The sequence below is a fragment of the Pseudomonas sp. PHC1 genome (assembly GCF_046487845.1).
GTDB lineage: Bacteria > Pseudomonadota > Gammaproteobacteria > Pseudomonadales > Pseudomonadaceae > Aquipseudomonas > Aquipseudomonas sputi.
In genome coordinates this window covers 207,478-230,628 of sequence record NZ_JBJXHJ010000005.1, presented here as the reverse complement: position 1 = coordinate 230,628, position 23,151 = coordinate 207,478, and the positions used below count along the sequence as shown (strand labels likewise).

The following is a 23,151-nucleotide window of genomic DNA, read 5'->3' as shown; positions in this document are numbered from 1 at the left end:
GCCCCCGATCCTTGAGGACCGCCATGTTCAGCCGTGATTTGACTATTGCCAAGTACGACGCCGATCTTTTTGCCGCCATGGAGCAAGAAGCCCAGCGCCAGGAAGAACACATCGAGCTGATCGCTTCGGAAAACTACACCAGCCCAGCGGTGATGGAAGCTCAAGGCTCGGTTCTGACCAACAAGTACGCCGAAGGCTACCCGGGCAAGCGCTACTACGGTGGTTGCGAGTACGTCGACGTTGTTGAACAGCTGGCCATCGACCGCGCCAAGGAGCTGTTCGGCGCCGACTACGCCAACGTTCAGCCGCACGCAGGTTCGCAAGCCAACGCCGCCGTCTACCTGGCCCTGCTGTCGGCCGGTGACACCATTCTGGGCATGAGCCTGGCCCACGGCGGTCACCTGACCCACGGCGCCAGCGTTTCCTCCTCCGGCAAGCTGTACAACGCCATCCAGTACGGCATCGACGCCAACGGCCTGATCGACTACGACGAAGTCGAGCGCCTGGCGGTCGAGCACAAGCCGAAAATGATCGTGGCCGGTTTCTCTGCCTACTCGCAGATCCTCGACTTCCCGCGTTTCCGCGCCATCGCCGACAAGGTGGGTGCCTACCTGTTCGTCGACATGGCTCACGTGGCCGGTCTGGTCGCCGCTGGCGTCTACCCGAACCCGGTTCCATTCGCTGACGTCGTGACCACCACCACCCACAAGACCCTGCGCGGTCCACGTGGCGGCCTGATCCTGGCCAAGGCCAACGCCGACATCGAGAAGAAGCTGAACTCCGCCGTATTCCCGGGCGCCCAGGGTGGCCCGCTGGAGCACGTGATCGCCGCCAAAGCGATCTGCTTCAAGGAAGCCCTGCAGCCTGAGTTCAAGGCTTACCAGCAACAAGTGGTGAAAAACGCCCAGGCCATGGCCGGCGTGTTCATCGAACGCGGTTTCGACGTGGTTTCCGGCGGCACTCAAAACCACCTGTTCCTGCTGTCGCTGATCAAGCAGGAAATCTCCGGTAAAGACGCCGACGCCGCGCTGGGCAAAGCGTTCATCACCGTGAACAAGAACTCCGTGCCAAACGACCCACGCTCCCCGTTCGTCACTTCCGGCCTGCGCTTCGGTACTCCGGCTGTGACCACTCGCGGCTTCAAAGAGGCTGAGTGCAAAGAGCTGGCTGGCTGGATCTGCGACATCCTGGCAGACCTGAACAACGAAGCGGTGATCGACGCCGTTCGTGAGAAAGTCAAAGCCATCTGCAAGAAACTGCCGGTATACGGCGCTTAATTGCGACGTTAAAACCGCAGCATGAAAAACCGGCCAAGTGATTGGCCGGTTTTTTTTTCGTCCGTCAAAAAGTTTTGAACACCAAATGGCTCAAGACCGGGGCATGGCGCCCAACTGGTCAGACCGGTCATGCCAATTCGTCACTTTTCACTTGCGATTGACAAAAAACAGCGCCTAGACTGCACCCGCACTGGACATACCGGTAAGACCACAATAATTAAGTCCTGAATCTGATGCGCTCCGCGCACGGCAGCCAGGACACCGACCAGGATTCCTCCCATGCTCAGATGGTGCTCGCGTTCAATCTTCCTCCAAGTGGTTCTCGGACTGGTGCTCGGCATCGTCTGCGGGCTGACCCTTCCTGAATACTCGGCCCAGCTCAAGCCGCTCGGCGACGGTTTCATCAAACTGATCAAGATGCTCATCGGCCTGATCGTGTTTTGCGTGGTGGTCAGCGGCATCAGTGGCGCGGGCGACCTGAAGAAGGTCGGTCGAATCGGCCTCAAGTCGGTGATCTACTTCGAAGTGCTGACCACCATCGCCCTGGTAATCGGTCTGGTGTTCGCCTTCACCACCGGCATCGGTAGCGGCGCCAATATTCATCTGGAGCAACTGTCCGCCGCCGACATGGGCGACATCGCCGAACGCGGTCAGCACATGCACACCACCACCCAGTTCCTGATGGACCTGATCCCGACTTCGGTGCTCGGCGCCTTTGCCGACAACAACATCCTGCAAGTGCTGTTGTTCTCGGTGCTGTTCGGCAGCGCGTTGAATCTGGTGGGCGAAGCCGCTTCCGGGATCTCGCGGCTGATCAACGAACTGAGCCATGTGATCTTCCGCATCATGGGCATGATCGTGCGTCTGGCACCGATTGGCGTGTTCGGCGCCATCGCCTTCACCACCAGCAAATATGGCCTCGATTCCCTGCAACACCTGGGCAGCCTGGTCGGGTTGTTCTACCTGACCTGCATCGCCTTCGTCGCGCTGATTCTCGGTCTGGTGATGCGTCTCTCCGGCCTGCGCATGTGGCCGCTGCTCAAGTACCTGCGTGAAGAACTGCTGATCGTCATGGGCACTGCGTCCTCCGATGCCGTGCTGCCGCAGATCATGCGCAAGCTCGAACATCTGGGCATCGGCAGCTCGACTGTCGGCCTGGTGATTCCCACCGGTTACTCGTTCAACCTCGACGGTTTTTCGATCTACCTGACCCTGGCCATCGTGTTTATCGCCAACGCCACTGGCACACCACTGGCCATGACCGATCTGCTGACGATTTTGCTGGTGTCGCTGATTACCTCGAAAGGCGCCCACGGCATTCCGGGGTCGGCGCTGGTGATTCTGGCGGCCACGCTGACGGCCATCCCGGCAATTCCGGTGGTCGGTCTGGTGCTGGTACTGGCAGTGGACTGGTTCATGGGCATCGGCCGGGCGCTGACCAACCTGATCGGCAACTGCGTCGCCACCGTGGCGATCGCCCGCTGGGAAAAGGACATCGACGTGCAGCGGGCGAACAAAGTGCTCAACGGCGAGCAGGGCTATAACTTTCAGCCGAGAAAAACGGTCGCTCAAGCGGCGGCCAAAGAATTCTGAATGAGCGCCGTGCCTGCGCCAATGCAGGCACGGCTCATGGAGCGAACACGTGATTACGTCATCAACCGTCGTCAACTCAGTGGTAGAAAAACTCCGGGCCGCGCTGGCCCGTGGTCAGTGGCGCTCCGGCGAGATGCTGCCGGGTCAGCGTGAACTGGCCGAACAACTGGGCATCAGCCGCCCGAGCCTGCGTGAAGCGGTGATCGTGCTGGAAACCCTCGGCCTGGTGCGCTCGATGCCGGGCAAAGGCGTGGTGGTCCTCGACGCCCAGGCCAGTGACAGTCAAAGCCATGACAGCGCGGTAGCCGGCGCCAGCCTCGAAGACGTGCTGCAACTGCGCTACACCCTCGAGCCGTTCATCGTCGGCCTGGTGGCGCAATCGATCAGCAGCAAGGAAGTCGGGCAGTTGCGCCTGACGCTGATGGACATGCGCGAAGCCCTCGACGCCGGCGACAGCGAGGCTGGCGTCAATGCCTACATCGCCTTCCACGAAGAACTGTTCACCCTGACCTCGAATCCGATTTTCCAGAGCGTGGTGCAACAGACCAGCAATGCTCTGAAGCAAAGCGCCGAAGTGCTGCGCAATTCGCCGGAGCACCTGGCCGAACGCCTTGAGGAAAACGAAGCCGTGGTGCGCGCGATCCGCAGCAAGAACAGCGCCCAGGCCAGCGCCGAAATGCGCCGGCACATCCTGCGTGAAGGCCAGCGCATGGGCATCGAACTGAATATTCCGGATGACAACCTGAGCCACTGAAACGCCTCACACTGGAGACCGGCCATGAACAGTCTTGCCACGCCGTCGCACCCTCGCCCGACCTCGGCGGCCCTGCCCTTCTCCCGCCTGCAGGCGCCGGTGGACGATCTGTATCCACGCCTGCTCGACGCAATCCTCGAACAGCGCCTGGATGCCGCCAGTCGTTTTACCGAAGACAGTCTCAAGCAGATGTTCGGCGTCAGCCGCGCCGATGTACGTCGGGTGCTGACCCAACTGTCCCATGAGCAGATCATCGTGCTGCGGGCCAACCACCGACCACGCGTGGCCGCGCCGGACGCCGAGCAGACACGTCAGGCCCTGCACGCCCGGCGGCTGGCCGAGAACACACTGGTGCGGCTGGCTTGTCAGCACGCGCAGGCTGAAGATTTGAAGCGCCTGCGAGCGTTGATCGAACGTGAGCGTCAGGCGGTGGATAAAGATCGACGCGGCGCAGCGATTCGCCTGTCCGGAGAGTTCCATTTGCAGTTGGCGAAAATGGCGCGGAATGCACCGTTGGCGCACTTTCTCGGCACGCTGGTGCCGCTGACGTCACTGGCGATTGCGCGATGCACTGAAACCACACACAGCTGTTGCGGCTGGCAGGATCACGCCCGGATCGTCGGGGCGATCGAGCGTGATGACGCCGACGAGGCGGTGTCGCTGATGAACCGTCACCTGGATCATCTGGAGCAGACGATTCTCAGCGGCTCCACCCACTGAAGGCGCGGCGGACTCAGTTCGCCGCCACCCTGGCAAACCCCGCCCGGATTTTTTCTTCCGGCAAATCGTCGGCGATAAACACGATCACGCTTTCCCGCGCCTCGCCCTCGGCCCACTCGGTGTCCCAGTCGAAGCCGTAGAGTTTCAGCACGCCCTGAAACACCAGCCGCCGGTCTTCACCGGCAATGTTCAGCACGCCTTTGTAGCGCAGCAATTGCTTGCCGTGCTCTTCGAGCAATTGATTCATGAACTCGCTGAGCTGATCGATATCCAGCGGCTGATCGGTACGCAGTACGAGGCTGGAAATCCGGTCAATGGACGGCGCCTTGCTCACCGGTCGCAGGCTCACCCCGCCGCCGAGATCGGCATTCAGGTTGAAGCCGCGCACATCGAGCAATTCGGCCAGATCGATATTGCCGTGCTCGACCACGCGGATCGGTGCACGGCGATTGATGCGGGTCAGACGTTCGCTGAGCGCGGTGAACGCAGCCTCATCCACCAGATCGGTCTTGCTCACCAGCAGGCGGTCGGCAAAACCGATCTGCGCCTGGGCAATGGTCTGGGTCAGGTGCAGCTCGGCATGAGCGGCGTCCACCAGGGTGATGATGCCGTCGAGCAGGTAACGCTCGCGCAGTTCTTCGTCGATGAAAAAAGTCTGTGCCACCGGGGCCGGATCGGCCAGACCCGTGCATTCGATGACCAAGCGATCGAAAGCGATTTCGCCGCTGTCCAGCCGTTCTAGCAGCAGATACAGGGCCTTGGTCAGGTCGGTGTGGATGGTGCAGCAGACGCAGCCGTTGGCCAGGGTCATGACTTGCACCGGTTCGTCGCCCAGCAGTTGGGTGTCGATACCGGCGTCACTGAATTCGTTTTCGATCACGGCGATTTTCAGGCCGTGCTCGGCTTTCAACAGATGGCGCAGCAAGGTGGTCTTGCCGGCGCCGAGGAAACCGCTGAGCACCGTGACCGGGATGGGAGAAGACAAACTCGATCTCCTTCAATTGCACAAATAAAAATGGGAGCAGGCCGAAAGACCTGCTCCCACCTCATCTCTGATGAACCGCGATCAGCGGCTCAGCAGCACTTCGGCCCACCCTTGCCACCGTAACGGGCTTCCTGACGTTCACGAAAGAACATCTCGTAGCTCATCACCGGTTTGTCCGGGTGTTTGGTCTGCATATGCTCGACGTAGGTGTCGTAGTCGGGCATGCCGACCATCAGGCGCGCGGCCTGACCGAGGTATTTACCGAGGCGACTCAGGTCATTGAACATGCTGCAATCCTCTGGTTACGCGTCCGGCAGGGCCTGGAATGGCGATTCTTTGTCCGTACGCTCTTTTTTGCCCCAGGCGGCGATGCCGACCTTGAGCGCATAGAACAGGATGCTGAATACCACGAACAGGAACAGCGCGGTCAGTGTTGCGTTGGTGTAGGCGTTGAAGATCACGTGCTGCATCTGCTCGACGCTCTTGGCCGGCGCCAGCACCTGACCGTTGGCCAGTGCATCACTGTACTTCTTGGCCAGCGACAGGAAGCCGATCGCCGGGTTGGCGTCGAACAGCTTGATGAAGCCCGCAGTCGTGGTGCAGATCAGCAGCCAGGTGGCCGGCAACAGGGTGACCCAGATGTAGCGCTGGCGCTTCATCTTGATCAGGACCACGGTGCCGAGCATCAGCGCGATACCGGCCAGCATCTGGTTGGAGATACCGAACAGCGGCCACAAGGTGTTGATACCCCCCAGCGGATCGATCACGCCCTGATACAGCAACCAGCCCCACATCGCCACACAACCGGCAGTGGCGATCAGGTTGGCGGTCCAGGATTCGGTACGCTTGAGTGCCGGTACGAAGGAGCCGAGCAGGTCCTGCAGCATGAAGCGCCCGGCACGGGTGCCGGCGTCCACAGCAGTCAGGATGAACAGCGCTTCGAACAGGATCGCGAAGTGGTACCAGAACGCCATGGTGTTTTCACCCGGCAGGACACTGTGCAGGATCTGCGCGATACCGACCGCCAGGGTCGGCGCACCACCGGCACGGGCCAGAATGGTGGTTTCGCCGATGTCATGCGCCACGGCTTGCAGGGCTTCCGGGGTAATTGCAAAGCCCCAGTTACTGACCGCGGTTGCCACAGCCACCACGTCACCGCCGACCACGGCGGCCGGGCTGTTCATGGCGAAGTACACGCCTGGCTCGATCACCGAGGCCGCGACCATGGCCATGATGGCCACGAACGATTCCATGAGCATGCCGCCGTAACCGATGTAACGGGCGTTGGTTTCGTTATCCAGCAGCTTCGGCGTGGTCCCGGAGGAGATCAGCGCGTGGAAACCGGATACCGCACCGCAAGCGATGGTGATGAACAGGAACGGGAACAGACCGCCCTTCCACACCGGGCCGGTGCCGTCGACGAACTGGGTCAGCGCCGGCATTTTCAGCTCGGGCATGGTCACCAGGATGCCGATCGCCAGGGCGACGATGGTACCGATCTTGAGGAAGGTAGAGAGGTAGTCACGCGGGGCAAGGATCAGCCACACCGGGAGCACGGCAGCGACAAAGCCATAACCGATCAGCATCCAGGTGATCTGCACGCCGGTGAAGCTGAAGGCTTTGGCCCAGACCGGATCGGCGGCGATCTGCCCGCCCAGCCAGATCGAACCGAGCAGCAGCAACACGCCGATGACCGAGATCTCGCCGATTCGGCCCGGACGGATGTAGCGCATGTAGATGCCCATGAACATCGCGATCGGGATGGTCGCCATCACGGTGAAGATGCCCCACGGGCTTTCAGCCAGGGCCTTGACCACGATCAACGCCAGCACCGCGAGGATGATGATCATGATCAGGAAGCAGCCGAACAGGGCGATGGTGCCGGGGATGCGGCCCATTTCTTCACGCACCATGTCGCCCAGGGAGCGGCCGTTGCGACGGGTCGACATGAACAGGACCATGAAGTCCTGCACCGCGCCTGCCAGCACCACACCGGCGATCAGCCACAGCGTACCGGGCAGATAGCCCATCTGCGCCGCCAGAACCGGACCGACCAGCGGCCCTGCGCCGGCGATGGCCGCGAAGTGGTGACCGAAGAGAATGTGTTTGTTGGTTGGAACGTAATCCAGACCGTCGTTGTTGAGCACGGCGGGGGTGGCCCGACGCGGATCGAGTTGCATCACATTGTTAGCGATGAACAGACTGTAGTAACGGTACGCGACCAGATAGATGGCCACGGCGGCGACCACAATCCACAAGGCGTTGATCGCCTCGCCTCGGCGCAATGCCACTACGCCCAGGGCGCACGCTCCTACGATTGCCAGCAGCAGCCAGGGTAAGTGGCGTAGCAGGCTATTATTATTTTTCATTTTATTATTCCAGCCAGGGTGGACAAGAAAGACAGCCACCCCGAGTTTAGCGTTGTTGGCGGCAAAGGCCATACCCCGACATTGGTCTAGACAGTCCATTCATTGGCAACACCCCGCCGGTCGGGTCTATAGTCAGCTGACCTTCCTGAGGATTGCGCCATGAGCGAGCACCCGTCCGAGCGTCGCCGCTTCAAACGTATCGCGTTCGACGCCCGAACCGAATTGAGCCAGGGCGAGTACATCTGGCCGGTGAAGTTGATCGATCTGTCGCTCAAGGGACTGCTGATCGAAAAGCCCGAACCCTGGCTGGGCAATCCCGAGCAGGACTTTTTCGTCGACATTCATCTGAGCGAGGACGTGCACATCGAGATGGATGTGCAACTGGCTCATGAAGATCACGGCCAGCTCGGTTTCGTGTGTCGGCATATCAGCCTGGAGTCGATTCAGCGCCTGCGTCGCTTGATCGAACTCAATCTGGCTGACGAAACCGAGCTGGAACGCGAGCTCGCGGCGCTGATCGACGCCTGATCACTCGAACAGCGAGTCCAGTGCCTGCTCCAGACGCGTCACCGCGATGATCTGCAGCCCCGCCGGCGCTTCCTTCGGCGCATTGCCCTTGGGCACGATCGCGCGCTTGAAGCCGTGCTTGGCGGCTTCCTTCAACCGCTCCTGACCGCTCGGCACCGGGCGCACTTCGCCAGACAGGCCGACTTCACCGAACACCAGCAGGTCATGGGGTAACGGGCGATTGCGCAGGCTCGACATGACGGCGGCCATCAAGGCCAGGTCGGACGCAGTTTCCAGCACCTTGACCCCGCCGACCACGTTGAGGAACACGTCCTGATCGTGGGTCGGAATGCCGCCATGCCGGTGCAACACCGCCAGCAACATCGCCAGACGATTCTGATCCAGGCCCAGCGTGACGCGGCGCGGGTTGGCCAGGTGACTGTCATCCACCAGCGCCTGGACTTCCACCAGCATCGGCCGGGTGCCTTCCCACGTTGCCATCACCACACTGCCCGGAACTTCTTCCTGAGCGCGGGTGAGAAAAATCGCCGATGGATTGGAGACTTCTTTCAGGCCCTTGTCGGTCATGCCGAACACGCCCAGCTCGTTGACCGCGCCGAAACGGTTTTTCACCGCTCGCAGCAAACGCAACCGACCGTCGGACTCGCCCTCGAAATACAGCACGGTATCGACCATGTGCTCCAGAACGCGCGGCCCTGCGAGCGCGCCTTCCTTGGTCACGTGGCCGACCAGGAAAATCGCCGTGCCGCTTTGCTTGGCATAGCGCACCAGCAATGCCGCACTCTCGCGCACCTGGGACACGCCGCCCGGTGCCGATTGCAATTGTTCGGTGAAAATTGTCTGGATCGAGTCGATCACCATCACCTTGGGTTTTTCCTGACGGGCGGTGGCAATGATGGTTTCGATGCAGGTTTCGGTCATGACCCGCAGTTGATCCTGCGGCAGGCCCAAGCGGCGTGCGCGCATGGCGACCTGTTGCTGGGATTCCTCACCGGTGACGTACAGCGCCGGCATGCTCTTGGCGAGGTTGCACAGGGTCTGTAACAGAATCGTCGACTTGCCAATGCCCGGGTCGCCGCCGATCAGTACCACCGAACCGTCCACCAGACCACCGCCGAGCACTCGGTCAAGCTCCCCGGAGGCTGTGGAAAAACGCGGAATCTCTTCGATGCTGACTTCGGCCAGGGTCTTGATCTGGGCCTGTTGCCCGGCCCAGCCGGTGCGCCCGCTCGGTGCGGCGGCACCACCGCTCTCGACCATGGTTTCGGTCAGGGTGTTCCAGGCGCCGCATTCGCCGCACTGCCCGGCCCACTTGGGAAAGGTTGCGCCGCACTCGGTGCAGCCGTACATGCGCTTGGCCTTGGCCATCTGAACCCCCGGCAAAAACCGCGATGATAACGCAGCCATCGTCGATCAGCGCGGCGCGCCGGAACGGATTTCTCCGCTGGCCAGACGCGCGGCGCTGCTGCCGGTCAAACCCGACAACTGCCGAGGCTTGAAAGGGTCGCTGTCAGTCGACCAGTTTGGCCGCCAGGGCCTTGACCCGACCCAGGTCACCCTTGGCCACTTTGGTCACGCCAGCCCCGTATTCCGGATCCGCCTTATAGAGGAAGGACAGCATGATGTGCTTGCTCTCGTCATCAGCGCCCGCCAGCGAACCGCCGAAGCTCTCGATCAGATCCTGACGCTCCTTCTTGCTGAACGAGCGATAAAGGTCACCGGCCTGCTTGAAGTTTTGCTCGCGCTGGATCTTCGCCTGTTGCGTGCTGCCCTGCAGCGCGGTCTGGCTGTAGCGCGCGCCTGGCGTCTCTTCACGCGGTTGCAGTCGGCTTGGCTGGTAGTTGACGCCGGAAGTGCTCGCACCGGCATTCATCGCGCCATCCTGATTGCCATTGTTGACGGCGGTTTGGGGAGCATTGATTGGCAATTGCAGGGCGTTGGCGCCGAGGCGATACATTTGCGTATCGGCATAGGCAAATATCCGGCCTTGCAGCAGACGGTCTTCAGAGGGTTCGATGCCCGGCACAACATTAGAAGGCGCCATGGCCACTTGTTCGGTTTCCTGGAAGACATTGGAAGGATTGCGGTTCAAGACCATTTGTCCAACTTTGCGCTCTGGAATACCTGGCCAGATCTTGGTTGCATCAAGAGGATCGAAATCAAACTTGGACAAATCTTGCGGATTCAAGACTTGAATGTACAAGTCCCACTTCGGAAAGTTGCCCTTATAAATGTTTGTTACCAAGTCGTGAGTCATGTGACTGTAGTCTCGGCCCTGAACTTGTACAACTTGTTGCGGATCGAGATTTTTGATGCCCTGCAAACTTTTCCAGTGAAACTTCACATAGTGCACATCGCCTTTGGCATTGACCAACTTGTAGGCGTGCACACTATTACCGTCCATCTCCCGATAACTGGCCGGTGTTCCTGAATTGGAATACAGTTCGGTCAATGTACGGGTGGCTTCCGGTACATGAGAGAAGAAGTCGAAGCGGCGTGAATCATCGTCAAGGTTGGTACGCGGATCGGGCTTGAAGGCGTGCACCATATCCGGAAACTTGATCGCATCGCGGATGAAAAACGTCGGGAAATTGTTGCCCACCAGATCCCAATTGCCATCGGCGGTGTAGAACTTGGTCGCGAACCCCCGTGGGTCACGCAGGGTTTCCGGGGAGTGATTGCCGTGAACCACCGCCGAGAAACGCACGAACACCGGTGTGACCTGGCCGACAGAGAACACCTTGGCCTTGCTCAAATCGCTCAGATCTTCAGTCGCGGTGAATGTGCCATGGGCACCGGTGCCACGAGCATGCACGACGCGTTCGGGGATGCGCTCGCGATCGAAGCGTTGCAGCTTCTGGATCAGTTGAACGTCCTGCAACAGCACCGGGCCGTTGGCGCCGGCAGTTTGCGAGTTCTGGTTGTCGCCGACCGCGGCGCCGTTATCCCGGGTCAGGGGTGCGGCGTTCACGGAAAGGGCCAACAAGCTGGCGGCCAATACACCAACGGTGCGACGGGGAATAATCCCTGAACCAAGTGTGGAAATCATTTCAGGCTCCTCTGTTTTTTTGAGGCGCATCCAGGTGCGCCAGACAGAGGCTAAAAGCTCAGTCAGACAAACATAAATAGAAAGATCGTAACGCGATGATTGATAAATTTTTCTTCAGGATCAGTGGGTTGCAGCGTATTACGCGCGCGATTAGTGGCACTTTGCAAACTAATTGCGAATGGGTGTGTCGATAAAAACGAGCTTTGTAAGAAGGTGTTGCGCGCAGGACGCGTTTTGCTGATTTACACTGCGTACACCAAACTCATCTGTAACAAGGAAATAACTATGGGCGTGCTTAGCGAGTTCAAGGCCTTCGCGGTCAAAGGCAATGTGGTCGACATGGCCGTCGGTATCATCATCGGCGCGGCCTTCGGCAAGATCGTTTCGTCGTTTGTCGGCGACGTGATCATGCCGCCAATCGGCCTGCTGATCGGCGGGGTGGATTTCAGTGACCTGGCCATCACACTCAAGGCTGCACAGGGGGATGCCCCCGCCGTGATGCTGGCGTATGGCAAGTTCATCCAGAGTGTTCTGGACTTCATGATCGTTGCCTTCGCGATTTTCATGGGCGTCAAAGCCATCAACCGCTTGAAGCGCGAAGAAGCCGTGGCCCCGACCTTGCCACCGGTACCGACCAAGGAAGAAGAACTGCTGGGCGAGATTCGCGATCTGCTCAAGGCCCAGAACAACCGGCCTTGAAGACTGAAACGGCGCCTGAGGGCGCCGTTTGCTTACCAGTAGTTTTCCACCGCCACCTGCCCCGGGCGCCGGGTCAGACTCAAAGCCATATCGCGTTGCTTGAGCAAGGCCCGGGTGTCATCGATCATCTGCGGATTGCCGCAGAGCATGACCCGGGAATGCGCCGGCGTCAGCTCGACTCCGGCCACCTTTTCCAGCTCGCCGTTCTCTATCAGCGTGGTGATGCGTCCGTTCAGGGCGCCGGCATACGGCTCACGCGTGACCACCGGGATAAACCGGAACTTGTGAGCGTATTGCGCGAGGTAGTCGCGCTGTGTGAGTTCGGCGATCAGCTTTTGATAAGCCAGTTCCCGAGACTCTCGAACGCTGTAGACCAGGATGATTCGCTCGAATTTCTCCCAGACCTCAAAGTCCTGCAGGATCGACAGAAACGGCGCCACCCCCGTGCCTGTGGATAACAGCCAGAGATCACGACCATCAATGAAACGGTCCAGCGTCAGATAACCAAAGGCCTGGCGCTCGATCAGCAAGCTGTCCCCCACCTTCAGACGACTCAGTTCGCGGGTGAACTCGCCCCCCGGCACCACAATGGAAAAGAACTCGAGAAATTCGTCGAACGGCGAAGACACCATCGAGTAGGCGCGCCACACTGTGCTGCCGTCTTCACGGGTCACACCAATCCGCGCGAATTGCCCTGCGCGGAAGCGGAAACCGACATCCCGAGTGGTACGCAGGGTGAACAGACTGGGGGTCACCGGCCGTACATCAAGCAATGTCTGACGACTGAATTTTTCGCTGCTGGCGGTCATTGGGTCACTCCCTCAACAATGACTCAAGTGTTACGCATTAATGTTGATTGGAACACCGACAATTTGTAATGGCATTTCAAGGTGCCATCATTCTGAATAGAGCAATAGAAGGTATTCAATCCATAACCCAAGCGATGCAACTCTTTAAATGATCCTCCACATATAACTGTCATCTGATATTCCCATTACAACCATCGTTCAAGAACAAAAAAATCCAACAACCTTGTAGGAGGCGTCCTACACTTCCACCCGTGCTGGCATCTTGGATCCAATTTTGCACCCCCGCGAATCATGAAAAAATGGAGAACTCTCAAAATGGAAAGGTGGAAGGAGTACCAAATTGAACAGCTTACGCATGCGAAGAATATTGAAAACGCATTCCCGATTCTGAGAAGTTTTGCCAAGAACATCGGTTTTCAGTTTTGTGGTATTGCAGTCTCGCGGCCTGACTCCCGTTCTTTCAAACCGTTCTATATCAATAATTTCACAGAGGCCTGGAACGACGAATACGAAAACCTTTACAGTGAAGATGACCCGATTACAGCATTTTGCCATCACTCAATGCTGCCGTTTGTCTGGAACAGGAAAGCATTTTCCAAGACACCGAAAATGTGGAGTGCACTTCAGAGTCACGGGATGGAACATGGCTGGTCACAGTCGTATCTCGACGAAGAGAACGACCTGTGCTGCACAATCAGTCTGGCACGAACCTACTGCGAAATCTGCTCATTGGAGCTCTACGAACAATACGGTGTGCTGCACTTCATCACGCAGCACTTGAGCGAAATGCTCGTTCGCACCCTCCCGCCAGCACCGCCCAAATCGGCCCCAGTACGATTGTCTACCCGGGAGCTCGAAATCGTAAGGCTGTGTGCCATCGGCAAGACGGCCTGGGAAATCGGCCAGATCCTGAACGTAACTGAACGGACCGTGGTCTATCACACCAGAAATCTGATCATTAAGTTCAACGCCTGCAACAAGATGTCAGCCGTCATCGCCGCCGCCAAGGCCGGGTTCATTCCCGATCACCCGCACTGAAATCAGACAAGTATTGCCAACAAAAAAAACGTACCATTTGCAACCTTCCTGAGTGATGACGCGATTCTTCGTGCCGCTGTCCACTCGGATGGTTCCGCCGCACTCCCCCTGGGCCGCGGGACACCCGTCGATTACCCAGAGTCCCCGCCCCATGCCCTTGCTCGATACGCCCTTCGCCCAGCTCGATCTGATCCGCCAGCCCGAACAGCAGAACGAACCACTGCAAGCCTTCGACGCAGCCGACGAATTCCTGCTCAATCATCTGGCCGAACAGAACCTGCCGATCGAGACACGGGTTCTGGTACTCAACGACAGCTTCGGCGCGCTGGCCATCAGCCTGTCAGGCAAAGTGCAGGTCAGCACCAGCGGCGACTCGTTTCTGGCGTTTCAGGGGCTGGAAAAAAACCTGCTGCGCAATGGTCAGGCATTCGATGCACTGCGCGGCATTCCCGCCAGCGAACCATTGGTCGGGCCCTTCGACCGGGTGCTGATTCGCGTACCGAAAACTCTGGCGTTGCTGGAAGAACAACTGATTCGCTTGCAGGGTCAATTGACACCGGGCGCTCAGGTGGTGGCCGCGGCGATGGTCAAGCATTTGCCCCGCGCCGCCGGTGATCTGCTGGAACGCTACATCGGCCCGGTTCAGGCTTCGCTTGCAGTGAAGAAGGCACGCTTGCTGATTGCCACGCCCGAGGCCAAGGCACCGGCCTTCTCGCCCTACCCGACCCGCTATCGCCTCGACGAGCCGGCCATCGAACTGCTCAACCACGCCAACGTGTTCTGCCGTGAAGGGCTGGACATCGGTACCCGTGCCTTCCTTCCGCACCTGCCGAAAAACCTTGGCGCGGCGCGAGTCGCGGATCTTGGCTGCGGCAACGGCGTATTGGCCATCGCCAGCGCCCTGCAAAACCCCGATGCGCATTACACACTGGTGGACGAATCGTTCATGGCCGTGCAGTCGGCAACCGAGAACTGGCGCGCGGCGTTCGGTGAACGTGACGTGATCGTACGCGCCGGCGACGGTCTGGCCGGCCAGGAAGCCCAGTCGCTGGACGTGGTGCTGTGCAATCCACCGTTCCATCAGCAACAGGTGGTCGGCGATTTCCTTGCCTGGCGCATGTTCCAGCAGGCCCGAGAAGCGCTGGTGGTTGGCGGTGCGCTGTACATCGTCGGCAACCGTCACCTGGGTTATCACAGCAAACTGGCGCGGCTGTTCCGGGGTGTCGAGCAAGTAGCGGCTACACCGAAATTCGTGATTCTCAAGGCGCGTAAATAATCCGGGCAAAAAAAACCCTCCGGTCGGAGGGTCAAAAATCCGTGCCGCAAGGCAGCGGGATGGGAAGTCTCAGTGCGTGGTCAGACCTGCGGCGTTCATGAACATGCGCATCAGGCTGGCGACAATGAACAGCGCACCGACGCTGCCGACCCAGATCATGGCCAACCAGCCGAGCCGCTGCCAAAGCGGCTTTTTTTCGGCTTCTTCAATGTCGCGCAGGGAGTGTTTGCCGGTCATGCTTGCCTCCTCCGGTAAGGGGAGATGGCGCCGCCGTCGGCGCCATCGAGATCACCACTAGTGATAACCGTCCTCGTGGGTGACCTTGCCGCGGAACACGTAATAGCTCCAGAAGGTGTAACCCAGGATGAACGGGATGATGAACAGCGTGCCCACCAGCATGAAGCCCTGGCTTTGCGGCGGTGCGGCAGCGTCCCAGATCGAGATCGACGGCGGCACGATGTTCGGCCACAGGCTGATGCCCAGACCGCTGTAGCCAAGGAAGATCAGCACCAGGGTCAGCAGGAACGGCATGTAGTTGGCATTGCGCGCCACTGCGCGGATCAATGCGTAGAGCGTCACCAGCACCAGAATCGGCACCGGCAGGAACCAGAACAGGTTCGGCATGCTGAACCAGCGCTCGGCGATTTCCGGGTGGGACAGCGGCGTCCACAGGCTGACGATGCCGATCACCGCCAGCAGCACGAAGGCCAGCGGGCGCGCCAGGTTGTGCATCTGTTCCTGGAGCTTGCCTTCGGTCTTCATGATCAGCCAGGTGCAGCCAAGCAAGGCATACGCCACCACCAGCGCAGCGCCGCAGAACAGCGTGAACGGCGTCAGCCAATCCAGTGAACCGCCGGCGTATTGCCGGTTGACCACCGGCAGACCATCGATGAACGCACCAAGCGCCACGCCCTGGAAGAACGTCGCCGCCACCGAACCACCGATGAATGCCTTGTCCCACAGATGGCGCTTGTCATCCTTGGCCTTGAAGCGGAACTCGAACGCCACGCCGCGGAAAATCAGCCCGATGAGCATGAAGATCAGCGGCAGGTACAGCGCCGACAACACCACCGAATAGGCCAGCGGGAAAGCGCCGAACAACGCCGCGCCCCCCAGTACCAGCCAGGTTTCATTGCCGTCCCACACCGGGGCGACGGTATTCATCATCACGTCGCGGTCGGTCTTGCCGGGGATGAACGGAAAGAGAATTCCGATCCCCAGGTCGAAACCGTCCATGACCACGTACATCATGATGCCGAAGATGATGATCACGGCCCAGATCAGCGGAAGATCAATACCCATGACTCAAATCTCCTTGGTCAGGCTGCGGTCGTGTTCGGCGCCATCGTCGTCGGCAGCGGACAACGGACGGGCCGGCGTGCGTTTCTGGCCAGGACCACCTTCATTGGTTTCCTTGCCTTCGTCGGTCTTCGGCCCTTTGCGCACCAGGCGCATCATGTAGCCCAGCCCCGCACCGAACAGCGCGAAATACACCACCACGAACATGATCAGCGTGATGCTCATCTGCATGAAGCTGTGATTGGACGACGCATCGGCCGTGCGCATCAGTCCGTAGACCACCCACGGCTGGCGACCGATTTCAGTGGTGAACCAGCCCGCCAGGATCGCAATCAGACCGGACGGCCCCATCCACAACGCCAGGTACAGGAACGGCCGCGACGTGTAGAGCGTGTCGCGCTTGCGCAGCCAAAGGCTCCAGAGGCCGGTGAAGATCATCAGGAAACCGAGGCCGACCATGATCCGGAACGACCAGAACACGATGGTCGAATTCGGCCGGTCTTCTGGCGGAAACTCCTTGAGTGCCGGCACCTGTTTGTCCAGCGAGTGGGTCAGGATCAGGCTGCCGAGGTAAGGAATCTCCACGGCGAATTTGGTTTTCTCTTCTTTCATGTCCGGCCAGCCGAACAGGATCAGCGGCGTCGCTTCGTTGCCGACGTTTTCCCAGTGACCTTCGATCGCGGCGATCTTCGCCGGTTGGTGTTTAAGGGTATTGAGGCCATGGAAGTCGCCGATGACCGCCTGGATCGGCGCGACGATCAGCGCCATCCACATCGCCATCGACAGCATGGTGCGGATCGCCGGGTTGTCCTTGCCGCGCAGCAAGTGCCAGGCTGCCGACGAGCCGACGAAGAAAGCCGTCGCGACGAACGCCGCCGTCGCCATGTGCATCAGGCGATAGGGGAACGACGGGTTGAAGATGATTGCCAGCCAGTCGGTTGGAATGACCTGACCGTTGACGATCTCGAAGCCCTGCGGGGTCTGCATCCAGCTGTTGGAGGCGAGAATCCAGAACGTCGAAATCAGTGTGCCGATGGCCACCATTACCGTGGAAAAAAAGTGCAGTCCGCGTCCGACCTTGTTCCAGCCGAACAGCATCACCCCGAGGAAACCGGCTTCGAGGAAGAACGCCGTGAGCACTTCATAGGTCAGCAACGGCCCGGTGACGGAACCGGCGAAGTCCGAGAAGCGGCTCCAGTTGGTGCCGAACTGGTAGGCCATGACCAGCCCCGAGACCACGCCCATGCCGAAGTTGACGGCAAAGATCTTCGACCAGAAATGGTAGAGGTCACGGTAGGTGTCATTGCCGGTTTTCAGCCACAGGCCTTCCAGCACCGCGAGATAACTCGCAAGACCGATGGTGATCGCCGGGAACAGGATATGGAACGAGATGGTGAACGCGAACTGAATTCGGGCGAGATCCAGGGCCTCTAAACCGAACATAAGCTTTCCTCTATCAGATAACGGTTCCAGGACTGGCGGCCTTGAACCACTGCCCCCACGGGTATGGAGTGCGGCGAACTCGGATTCGTTCTTCTTTTTACAGGCATCGCGACGCAGGGAGTCTGCCGACGGGTCCCGGATCAGTTCCGCGATGGGTCTTGATCTGGATCAATCAACGTTGAAAGAGTAGTCCCATTTCCGACGGAGAACTGCGTGGTCTTTTGCCGCGTGACAAGTTGCCTCACAGTCCTGGCAACGCCGTGAAATACATCCTTGGCCGCGTTCGGTGTCGGGACTCGGAAAAATCGATGTCTGGCTAACTAAATTTCCTGTCATAGCAACTTCCTGTTACAGACTGGTGATAATCTCGCGGTTCCCCTCGATCAAGACCGACCCGCAGATGCCCAGCCAAGAGCCCTTGCTGTTACGTCACCACCGTCCCTTTGTTGCGTTCTGGTTTGCCCGGATCTTCACCGCCAGCGGTTTTCAGATGCTCACCGTGGCGATCGGCTGGAACCTCTATCAACTGACCGGCAATGTGCTCGACCTGGGTCTGGTCGGGCTGGTGGAATTCGCTCCACGCGTACTGTTCATGCTGCACACCGGCCACGTTGCCGATCGCTACGACCGGCGCAGAGTCGCGGCGGTCTGCCAGTCGTTGCAGGCCCTGATCGCCCTGGCACTGGCCATCGGCAGCGCCACTGACCATGTCACCCGGGAAATGATCTTTATCCTGGCGTTCCTGCTGGGTGCCGCGCGCTCCTTCGAAATGCCGACCACCCAGGCGCTGCTGCCGAGCATCGTACCCAGCGCGCTGTTTCCACGGGCGGTTGCCGCTGCGCAATCGGCGCAGCAATCGGCCACCATCGTCGCACCGGCCCTCGGCGGTCTGCTCTATGCCTTCGGCAGCGTGTGGGTCTATGGCCCGACGGTCATTCTGTATGTCATCGCCTGTACGTTGATGCTCAACCTGCCTGCCCGACAAACCCCGCTGAACAAAGGCAAGGCGACGCTGGACTCGTTGCTGGCGGGGATCCGCTTCATTCGCAGCCGTCCGGACATTCTCGGGGCGATTTCACTGGATCTGTTCGCCGTGCTGCTGGGTGGCGCCACGGCGCTGTTGCCGGTGTTCGCCAAGGACATCCTGCTGACCGGGCCGTGGGGCCTCGGGTTGCTGCGCTCGGCACCGGCGGTCGGCGCGTTGATGATGTCGCTGTTCCTGGCGCGGTTTGCCGTTGAGCGAAATGTCGGTCGGGTGATGTTCACTGCCGTCGGTGTGTTCGGTGTGGCCACCATTGCCTTCGGCCTGTCGACCTCGTTCTGGTTTTCGTTGGCGGTGCTGGTGGTGCTGGGCGCGGCGGACATGATCAGCATGGTAATCCGCGCCTCCTTCGTGCAACTGGAAACCCCCGACGAAATGCGCGGCCGGGTCAGCGCGGTGAACGGCTTGTTCATCGGCGCCTCGAACCAGCTGGGCGAGTTCGAATCCGGTCTCACCGCTCACTGGTTTGGCACCGTGCCGGCGGTGGTGATGGGCGGCATCGGCACGCTGGTGGTGACCGGAACCTGGATCAAACTGTTCCCGACCCTGGCCAACCGCGACCGGATGCATGTGCCGGTGGAAGAGGTGAAGGCCTGAAACGCTCTCAGGCCAGCAACTCCCCCGCCACCTTCGCACTGACAGCTTTGCCCGCCAGTTGCTCGACCAGTGTCAGGGCAAATGCCAGCGCGGCGCCGGAGCCCTGGGCGGTGATGCAGTTGCCGTCGACTACCACCGGTTGATCGACAAACGTGCAACCGGAGAGGTTATGGCTGGTGGCGGGCAAACAAGTCATGCGGCGCTGACGTAATACACCGAAGCTTTGCAGGGCGACCGCCGGGGCTTCGGCGATGGCGGCGAACAGGCGTCCGGCGCTGGCCTGATCCTTTAGCAGTTGTTGAAGAGGCTGGTGCGCCGCAAAGTGTTGCGCGCCGACAGCGCCACCGGGCAGAACGATCAGGTCGAAGGTCTGGGCCAGCACATCAATGAGCATACCGTCGGCGGTCAGCCGCGTACCTCGGGCGCAGGTCAGCATGCGTCGGCCTTCGATGCTGGCCGCCACCACTTCGACGCCGGCCCGGCGCAGCACGTCGATCAGGGTCACGCATTGCAGATCATCGATGCCCTCGGCGAGGGTAATCAGGGCTCTAAAGGTCATGGGCGCCATCCGCTGAGTGATCCTTAAAGCGTAGTCAGCTTTGCCCGGCCCCGTTCGGCGACCGCCGTTACTTGATGTAAAGCTGGGTGGACATCGTGTTGCGCGGGGCGTTGATCGACGTGTTGCTGAAGGTAAAGGTGCCTTCCTGACGGGCCGCCAGATCAAAGGTGTACAGCGAGCCGACGGTTTTGCTGCCAGGCGTGCATTCGGTCAGGTTGCCGTTATCGAAGGCACAGACCGGGCTCCGGGTACCGTTCACTTCAAAGCCGTCGAGCGACGCCTGAGGCTGGCTCTGGCCGTAGCCGATTTCCAGCACGTACACCTTGATGCCCGGCGCACTGTGATCACAGCGGGTCTGCACCTGGCCATCGGTAATGTCTTCGAGCCCGCAGGACGACGACTGAACCTTGATGACTTTCACCTCGCTCAATGGCGGTGCCGACGCCGCGAGTGCCGCCGGAGCCCCCACCAGCCACAAGGCCATCAGTCCGGCGGTCTTCATCCAACCCTTGTTCATGCGATTCATCCCCGAAAAAACAGCGCGCAGTATGGCGTACTTGGCCGTGGTGCAAAACTTCGCCGACGATCGACACCAACATCCGCCATCTTCCTCACGCTGCTGGTATGATGCGCGGCTTTTTCCGGCCCACCACAATTTTCCAGGCGCTTGCGACGGTCTGTGCTTTGCTGTTGAGGTCGATACATTCACGGCGCCACGCGCGCCACGGGGAGCAGACATGCTGGAAAGGCTGTTTCAACTCAAGGCACACAACACCAACGTGCGGACCGAGATTCTCGCGGGCGTCACGACCTTCCTGGCCATGGCCTACATTCTGTTCGTCAACCCGAGCATTCTCGGCGAAACCGGCATGGACAAAGGCGCGGTGTTCGTCGCCACGTGCCTGGCAGCCGCCATCGGCTCCGCGGTCATGGGCCTGATCGCCAACTACCCGATCGCCCTTGCCCCAGGCATGGGTCTGAACGCCTTCTTCACCTACACCGTCGTGCTGCACATGGGCCACACCTGGCAAGTGGCGCTGGGCGCGGTGTTCATCTCGGCCGTGTGCTTCTTCCTGCTGTCGATCTTCCGCATCCGTGAATGGATCATCAACAGCATCCCTCTGCCTTTGCGCTCGGCGATTGCTGCCGGTATCGGCCTGTTCCTGGCACTGATCGCGCTGCACAACGCCGGTATCGTAGTCAGCAACCCGGCGACCATGGTCGGCCTCGGTGACCTGAAACAACCGGCACCGATCCTCGCCACCCTCGGGTTCGCCCTGATCGTTGCCCTTGAAGCCTTGAAAGTGCGCGGCGCGGTGCTGATCGGCATTCTCGCGGTGACCATCGTCTCGATCGTCATGGGCTTCACCCCGTTCGGCGGCGTGACCTCGATGCCCCCTTCGCTGGCCCCGACCTTCCTGCAACTGGACATCAAGGGCGCCCTGGACATCGGTCTGGTCAGCGTGATCTTCGCCTTCCTGTTCGTCGACCTGTTCGACAACTCCGGCACCCTGATCGGCGTCGCCAAGCGCGCGGGCCTGATGGGCAAGGACGGCCACATGCCGAAAATGGGCCGTGCGCTGATTGCCGACAGTACGGCGGCCATGGCCGGCTCGCTGCTGGGCACCTCGACCACCACCAGCTACATCGAATCCGCTGCAGGCGTGAGTGCCGGCGGCCGCACCGGCCTGACCGCCATCGTCGTCGCGATCCTGTTCCTGCTGGCGCTGTTCTTCTCGCCGCTGGCCTCCAGCGTACCGGCCTTCGCCACCGCACCTGCGCTGCTGTTCGTCGCCGTGCTGATGACTTCGGGCCTGGCGGAAATAGACTGGGAAGACATCACCGTCGCCGCGCCGGTCGTGGTCACCGCCCTGGCGATGCCTTTCACCTATTCCATCGCCAACGGCATCGCCTTCGGCTTCATCGCCTGGACTGCGATCAAACTGCTGTCCGGCCGCGCCCGTGAGCTGAACCCGGCGCTGGTGATCCTGTCGATTCTGTTCGTGATCAAGCTGGGTTGGTTCAACGCATGACTTTTGATTCCCAGGCCTACGCCGCACAACTCGAAGACAAGGTCACGCGCTTGCGTGACCTGCTGGCCCCGTTCGATGCACCGGAGCCAATGGTGTTCGACTCGCCGTTGCAGAACTTCCGCCTGCGCGCCGAATTCCGGCTGTGGCGCGAGGCCGGTGAGCGGCATTACGCGATGTTTTCCCAGGACGACAAACGCACGCCGATCCTGATCGAAGAATTTCCGATCGCCAGCCTGCGCATCAACCAGCTCATGCCGCAATTGAAGGCGGCGTGGCAGGCCAGCGCGGCGCTGAGCCACAAGCTGTTCCAGGTGGAGTTTCTGACCACCCTGGCCGGCGACGCGATGATCACCCTGTGCTATCACCGTCCGCTGGACGAGCACTGGCATGCGGCGGCGACCAGACTGGCAGCGGATCTGGGCGTCAGTATCATCGGTCGCTCCAAGGGCAAGCGCGAAGTGCTCGGCCTTGATTACGTGGTCGAGAAGCTCGACGTCGGCGGCCGCACGTTCAGCTATCGCCAGCCGGAAGGCGCGTTCACCCAGCCCAACGGCACCGTCAACCAGAAAATGCTCAACTGGGCCTACGAAGCACTGGGCGATCGCAGCGACGATCTGCTGGAGTTGTACTGCGGCAACGGCAACTTCACCCTGCCGCTGGCGACTCGAGTACGCAAAGTGCTGGCCACGGAAATCAGCAAGACCTCGGTCAACGCCGCCTTGAGCAACCTGGCCGAAAACGCTGTGGATAACGTCACCTTGGTGCGGCTGTCCGCCGAAGAGCTGACCGAAGCCCTGAACGAAGTTCGCCCGTTCCGTCGCCTGCACGGTATCGACCTGAAAAGCTACGAGTTCGGCAGCGTGTTCGTCGACCCGCCACGGGCCGGCATGGACCCCGACACCTGCGAACTGACCCGTCGCTTCGACAACATCCTGTACATCTCCTGCAACCCCGAGACACTGGCGGCCAACATCGCCCAACTGCACGACACGCACCGCATCACCCGCTGTGCGCTGTTCGACCAGTTCCCGTGGACCCACCACATGGAATCCGGCGTGTTGCTGACCCGCCGCTGATCGCA

22 protein-coding genes are annotated in these 23,151 nt (G+C 60.3%); 11 read left to right on the top strand and 11 right to left on the bottom strand.

The genetic code is table 11. The features are described from left to right. The first annotated feature begins 23 nt into the window (after positions 1-23). The 4 genes from glyA (at position 24) to ACKJSM_RS09910 (ending at position 4,344) form a co-directional block, all read left to right on the top strand. Positions 24-1,277: a serine hydroxymethyltransferase gene (glyA, locus tag ACKJSM_RS09925; protein ID WP_217830075.1), complete on the top strand. Its 1,254-nt coding sequence runs from the start codon at positions 24-26 to the stop codon at positions 1,275-1,277. Positions 1,278-1,556: 279 nt separating this feature from the next. Further along, positions 1,557-2,870: a C4-dicarboxylate transporter DctA gene (locus ACKJSM_RS09920; protein ID WP_236180416.1), complete on the top strand. Its 1,314-nt coding sequence runs from the start codon at positions 1,557-1,559 to the stop codon at positions 2,868-2,870. A 49-nt stretch (positions 2,871-2,919) separates the two neighbouring features. Continuing rightward, positions 2,920-3,624, top strand: a complete 705-nt coding sequence (locus ACKJSM_RS09915) for a FadR/GntR family transcriptional regulator (RefSeq protein ID WP_410237330.1) — start codon at positions 2,920-2,922, stop codon at positions 3,622-3,624. Between the two features lie 24 nt (positions 3,625-3,648). Continuing rightward, entirely contained in the window at positions 3,649-4,344 is a 696-nt protein-coding gene (locus ACKJSM_RS09910) for a GntR family transcriptional regulator (RefSeq protein ID WP_410237329.1), read from the top strand. 13 nt (positions 4,345-4,357) lie between these two features. Here the strand turns inward: ACKJSM_RS09910 and yjiA are convergent, their stop codons facing one another. The 3 genes from yjiA to ACKJSM_RS09895 all read right to left on the bottom strand — a co-directional run bounded on the left by yjiA (position 4,358) and on the right by ACKJSM_RS09895 (position 7,698). Beyond that, a complete protein-coding gene (yjiA, locus tag ACKJSM_RS09905; RefSeq protein ID WP_236180410.1) occupies positions 4,358-5,329 on the bottom strand; it encodes a GTPase in 972 nt (323 codons plus the stop codon). Positions 5,330-5,418: 89 nt separating this feature from the next. Further along, positions 5,419-5,616: a YbdD/YjiX family protein gene (locus ACKJSM_RS09900; RefSeq protein WP_003228401.1), complete on the bottom strand. Its 198-nt coding sequence runs from the start codon at positions 5,614-5,616 to the stop codon at positions 5,419-5,421. 15 nt (positions 5,617-5,631) lie between these two features. Next, positions 5,632-7,698: a carbon starvation CstA family protein gene (locus tag ACKJSM_RS09895; protein WP_236180408.1), complete on the bottom strand. Its 2,067-nt coding sequence runs from the start codon at positions 7,696-7,698 to the stop codon at positions 5,632-5,634. Positions 7,699-7,857: 159 nt separating this feature from the next. On the opposite strand from ACKJSM_RS09895, the gene ACKJSM_RS09890 reads away from it, so the two are divergent. Beyond that, a complete protein-coding gene (locus ACKJSM_RS09890) occupies positions 7,858-8,226 on the top strand; it encodes a PilZ domain-containing protein (RefSeq protein ID WP_410237328.1) in 369 nt (122 codons plus the stop codon). Here ACKJSM_RS09890 and radA read toward each other — a convergent pair whose 3' ends face one another. Together radA and katB are read right to left on the bottom strand one after the other, a co-directional pair. Beyond that, positions 8,227-9,594 carry a DNA repair protein RadA gene (gene radA, locus ACKJSM_RS09885; protein ID WP_114885656.1) on the bottom strand — a complete coding sequence of 456 codons (1,368 nt, stop codon included), beginning with the start codon at positions 9,592-9,594 and terminating at the stop codon, positions 8,227-8,229. It abuts the gene before it with no gap. Between the two features lie 142 nt (positions 9,595-9,736). Further along, a complete protein-coding gene (katB, locus tag ACKJSM_RS09880; RefSeq protein WP_410237327.1) occupies positions 9,737-11,275 on the bottom strand; it encodes a catalase KatB in 1,539 nt (512 codons plus the stop codon). A 285-nt stretch (positions 11,276-11,560) separates the two neighbouring features. Here katB and mscL point away from each other — a divergent pair, with 285 nt between their 5' ends. Next, entirely contained in the window at positions 11,561-11,974 is a 414-nt protein-coding gene (gene mscL, locus ACKJSM_RS09875; RefSeq protein WP_236180395.1) for a large-conductance mechanosensitive channel protein MscL, read from the top strand. Positions 11,975-12,006: 32 nt separating this feature from the next. On the opposite strand, the gene ACKJSM_RS09870 is transcribed toward mscL, so the two are convergent. Then, positions 12,007-12,783, bottom strand: a complete 777-nt coding sequence (locus ACKJSM_RS09870; protein WP_236180393.1) for a ferredoxin--NADP reductase — start codon at positions 12,781-12,783, stop codon at positions 12,007-12,009. 315 nt (positions 12,784-13,098) lie between these two features. Here ACKJSM_RS09870 and ACKJSM_RS09865 point away from each other — a divergent pair, with 315 nt between their 5' ends. Together ACKJSM_RS09865 and ACKJSM_RS09860 are read left to right on the top strand one after the other, a co-directional pair. Further along, complete coding sequence (locus ACKJSM_RS09865) at positions 13,099-13,821, top strand: autoinducer binding domain-containing protein (protein ID WP_410237326.1); 723 nt, start codon at positions 13,099-13,101, stop codon at positions 13,819-13,821. A 151-nt stretch (positions 13,822-13,972) separates the two neighbouring features. Then, a complete protein-coding gene (locus ACKJSM_RS09860; RefSeq protein ID WP_410237325.1) occupies positions 13,973-15,097 on the top strand; it encodes a methyltransferase in 1,125 nt (374 codons plus the stop codon). 69 nt (positions 15,098-15,166) lie between these two features. Here ACKJSM_RS09860 and ACKJSM_RS09855 read toward each other — a convergent pair whose 3' ends face one another. Genes ACKJSM_RS09855 through ACKJSM_RS09845 form a run of 3 tightly spaced genes read right to left on the bottom strand, consistent with a single transcriptional unit; the run spans position 15,167 to position 17,839 of the window. Continuing rightward, positions 15,167-15,334: a DUF2474 domain-containing protein gene (locus tag ACKJSM_RS09855; RefSeq protein ID WP_236180387.1), complete on the bottom strand. Its 168-nt coding sequence runs from the start codon at positions 15,332-15,334 to the stop codon at positions 15,167-15,169. A 57-nt stretch (positions 15,335-15,391) separates the two neighbouring features. After that, entirely contained in the window at positions 15,392-16,399 is a 1,008-nt protein-coding gene (gene cydB, locus ACKJSM_RS09850; protein ID WP_236180385.1) for a cytochrome d ubiquinol oxidase subunit II, read from the bottom strand. A gap of 3 nt (positions 16,400-16,402) precedes the next feature. Further along, complete coding sequence (locus tag ACKJSM_RS09845; RefSeq protein ID WP_085612595.1) at positions 16,403-17,839, bottom strand: cytochrome ubiquinol oxidase subunit I; 1,437 nt, start codon at positions 17,837-17,839, stop codon at positions 16,403-16,405. Between the two features lie 400 nt (positions 17,840-18,239). Between ACKJSM_RS09845 and ACKJSM_RS09840 the strand changes: the two genes are divergently transcribed. Next, a complete protein-coding gene (locus ACKJSM_RS09840; protein ID WP_236180383.1) occupies positions 18,240-19,478 on the top strand; it encodes an MFS transporter in 1,239 nt (412 codons plus the stop codon). A 7-nt stretch (positions 19,479-19,485) separates the two neighbouring features. On the opposite strand, the gene ACKJSM_RS09835 is transcribed toward ACKJSM_RS09840, so the two are convergent. Next, positions 19,486-20,037, bottom strand: a complete 552-nt coding sequence (locus ACKJSM_RS09835; RefSeq protein ID WP_410237324.1) for a DJ-1 family glyoxalase III — start codon at positions 20,035-20,037, stop codon at positions 19,486-19,488. Between the two features lie 67 nt (positions 20,038-20,104). After that, positions 20,105-20,554 (bottom strand): DUF4879 domain-containing protein, encoded by a 450-nt coding sequence (locus ACKJSM_RS09830; RefSeq protein WP_410237323.1) that lies wholly within the window; start codon positions 20,552-20,554, stop codon positions 20,105-20,107. A gap of 220 nt (positions 20,555-20,774) precedes the next feature. Here ACKJSM_RS09830 and ACKJSM_RS09825 point away from each other — a divergent pair, with 220 nt between their 5' ends. Further along, positions 20,775-22,070 (top strand): NCS2 family permease, encoded by a 1,296-nt coding sequence (locus tag ACKJSM_RS09825; RefSeq protein WP_410237322.1) that lies wholly within the window; start codon positions 20,775-20,777, stop codon positions 22,068-22,070. Beyond that, the gene (trmA, locus tag ACKJSM_RS09820) at positions 22,067-23,146 is read left to right on the top strand and encodes a tRNA (uridine(54)-C5)-methyltransferase TrmA (RefSeq protein WP_410237321.1); all 1,080 of its coding nucleotides are present in this window, start codon (positions 22,067-22,069) and stop codon (positions 23,144-23,146) included. Before ACKJSM_RS09825 ends, trmA begins: the two co-directional genes overlap by 4 nt. The last annotated feature ends 5 nt before the right edge of the window (positions 23,147-23,151 follow it).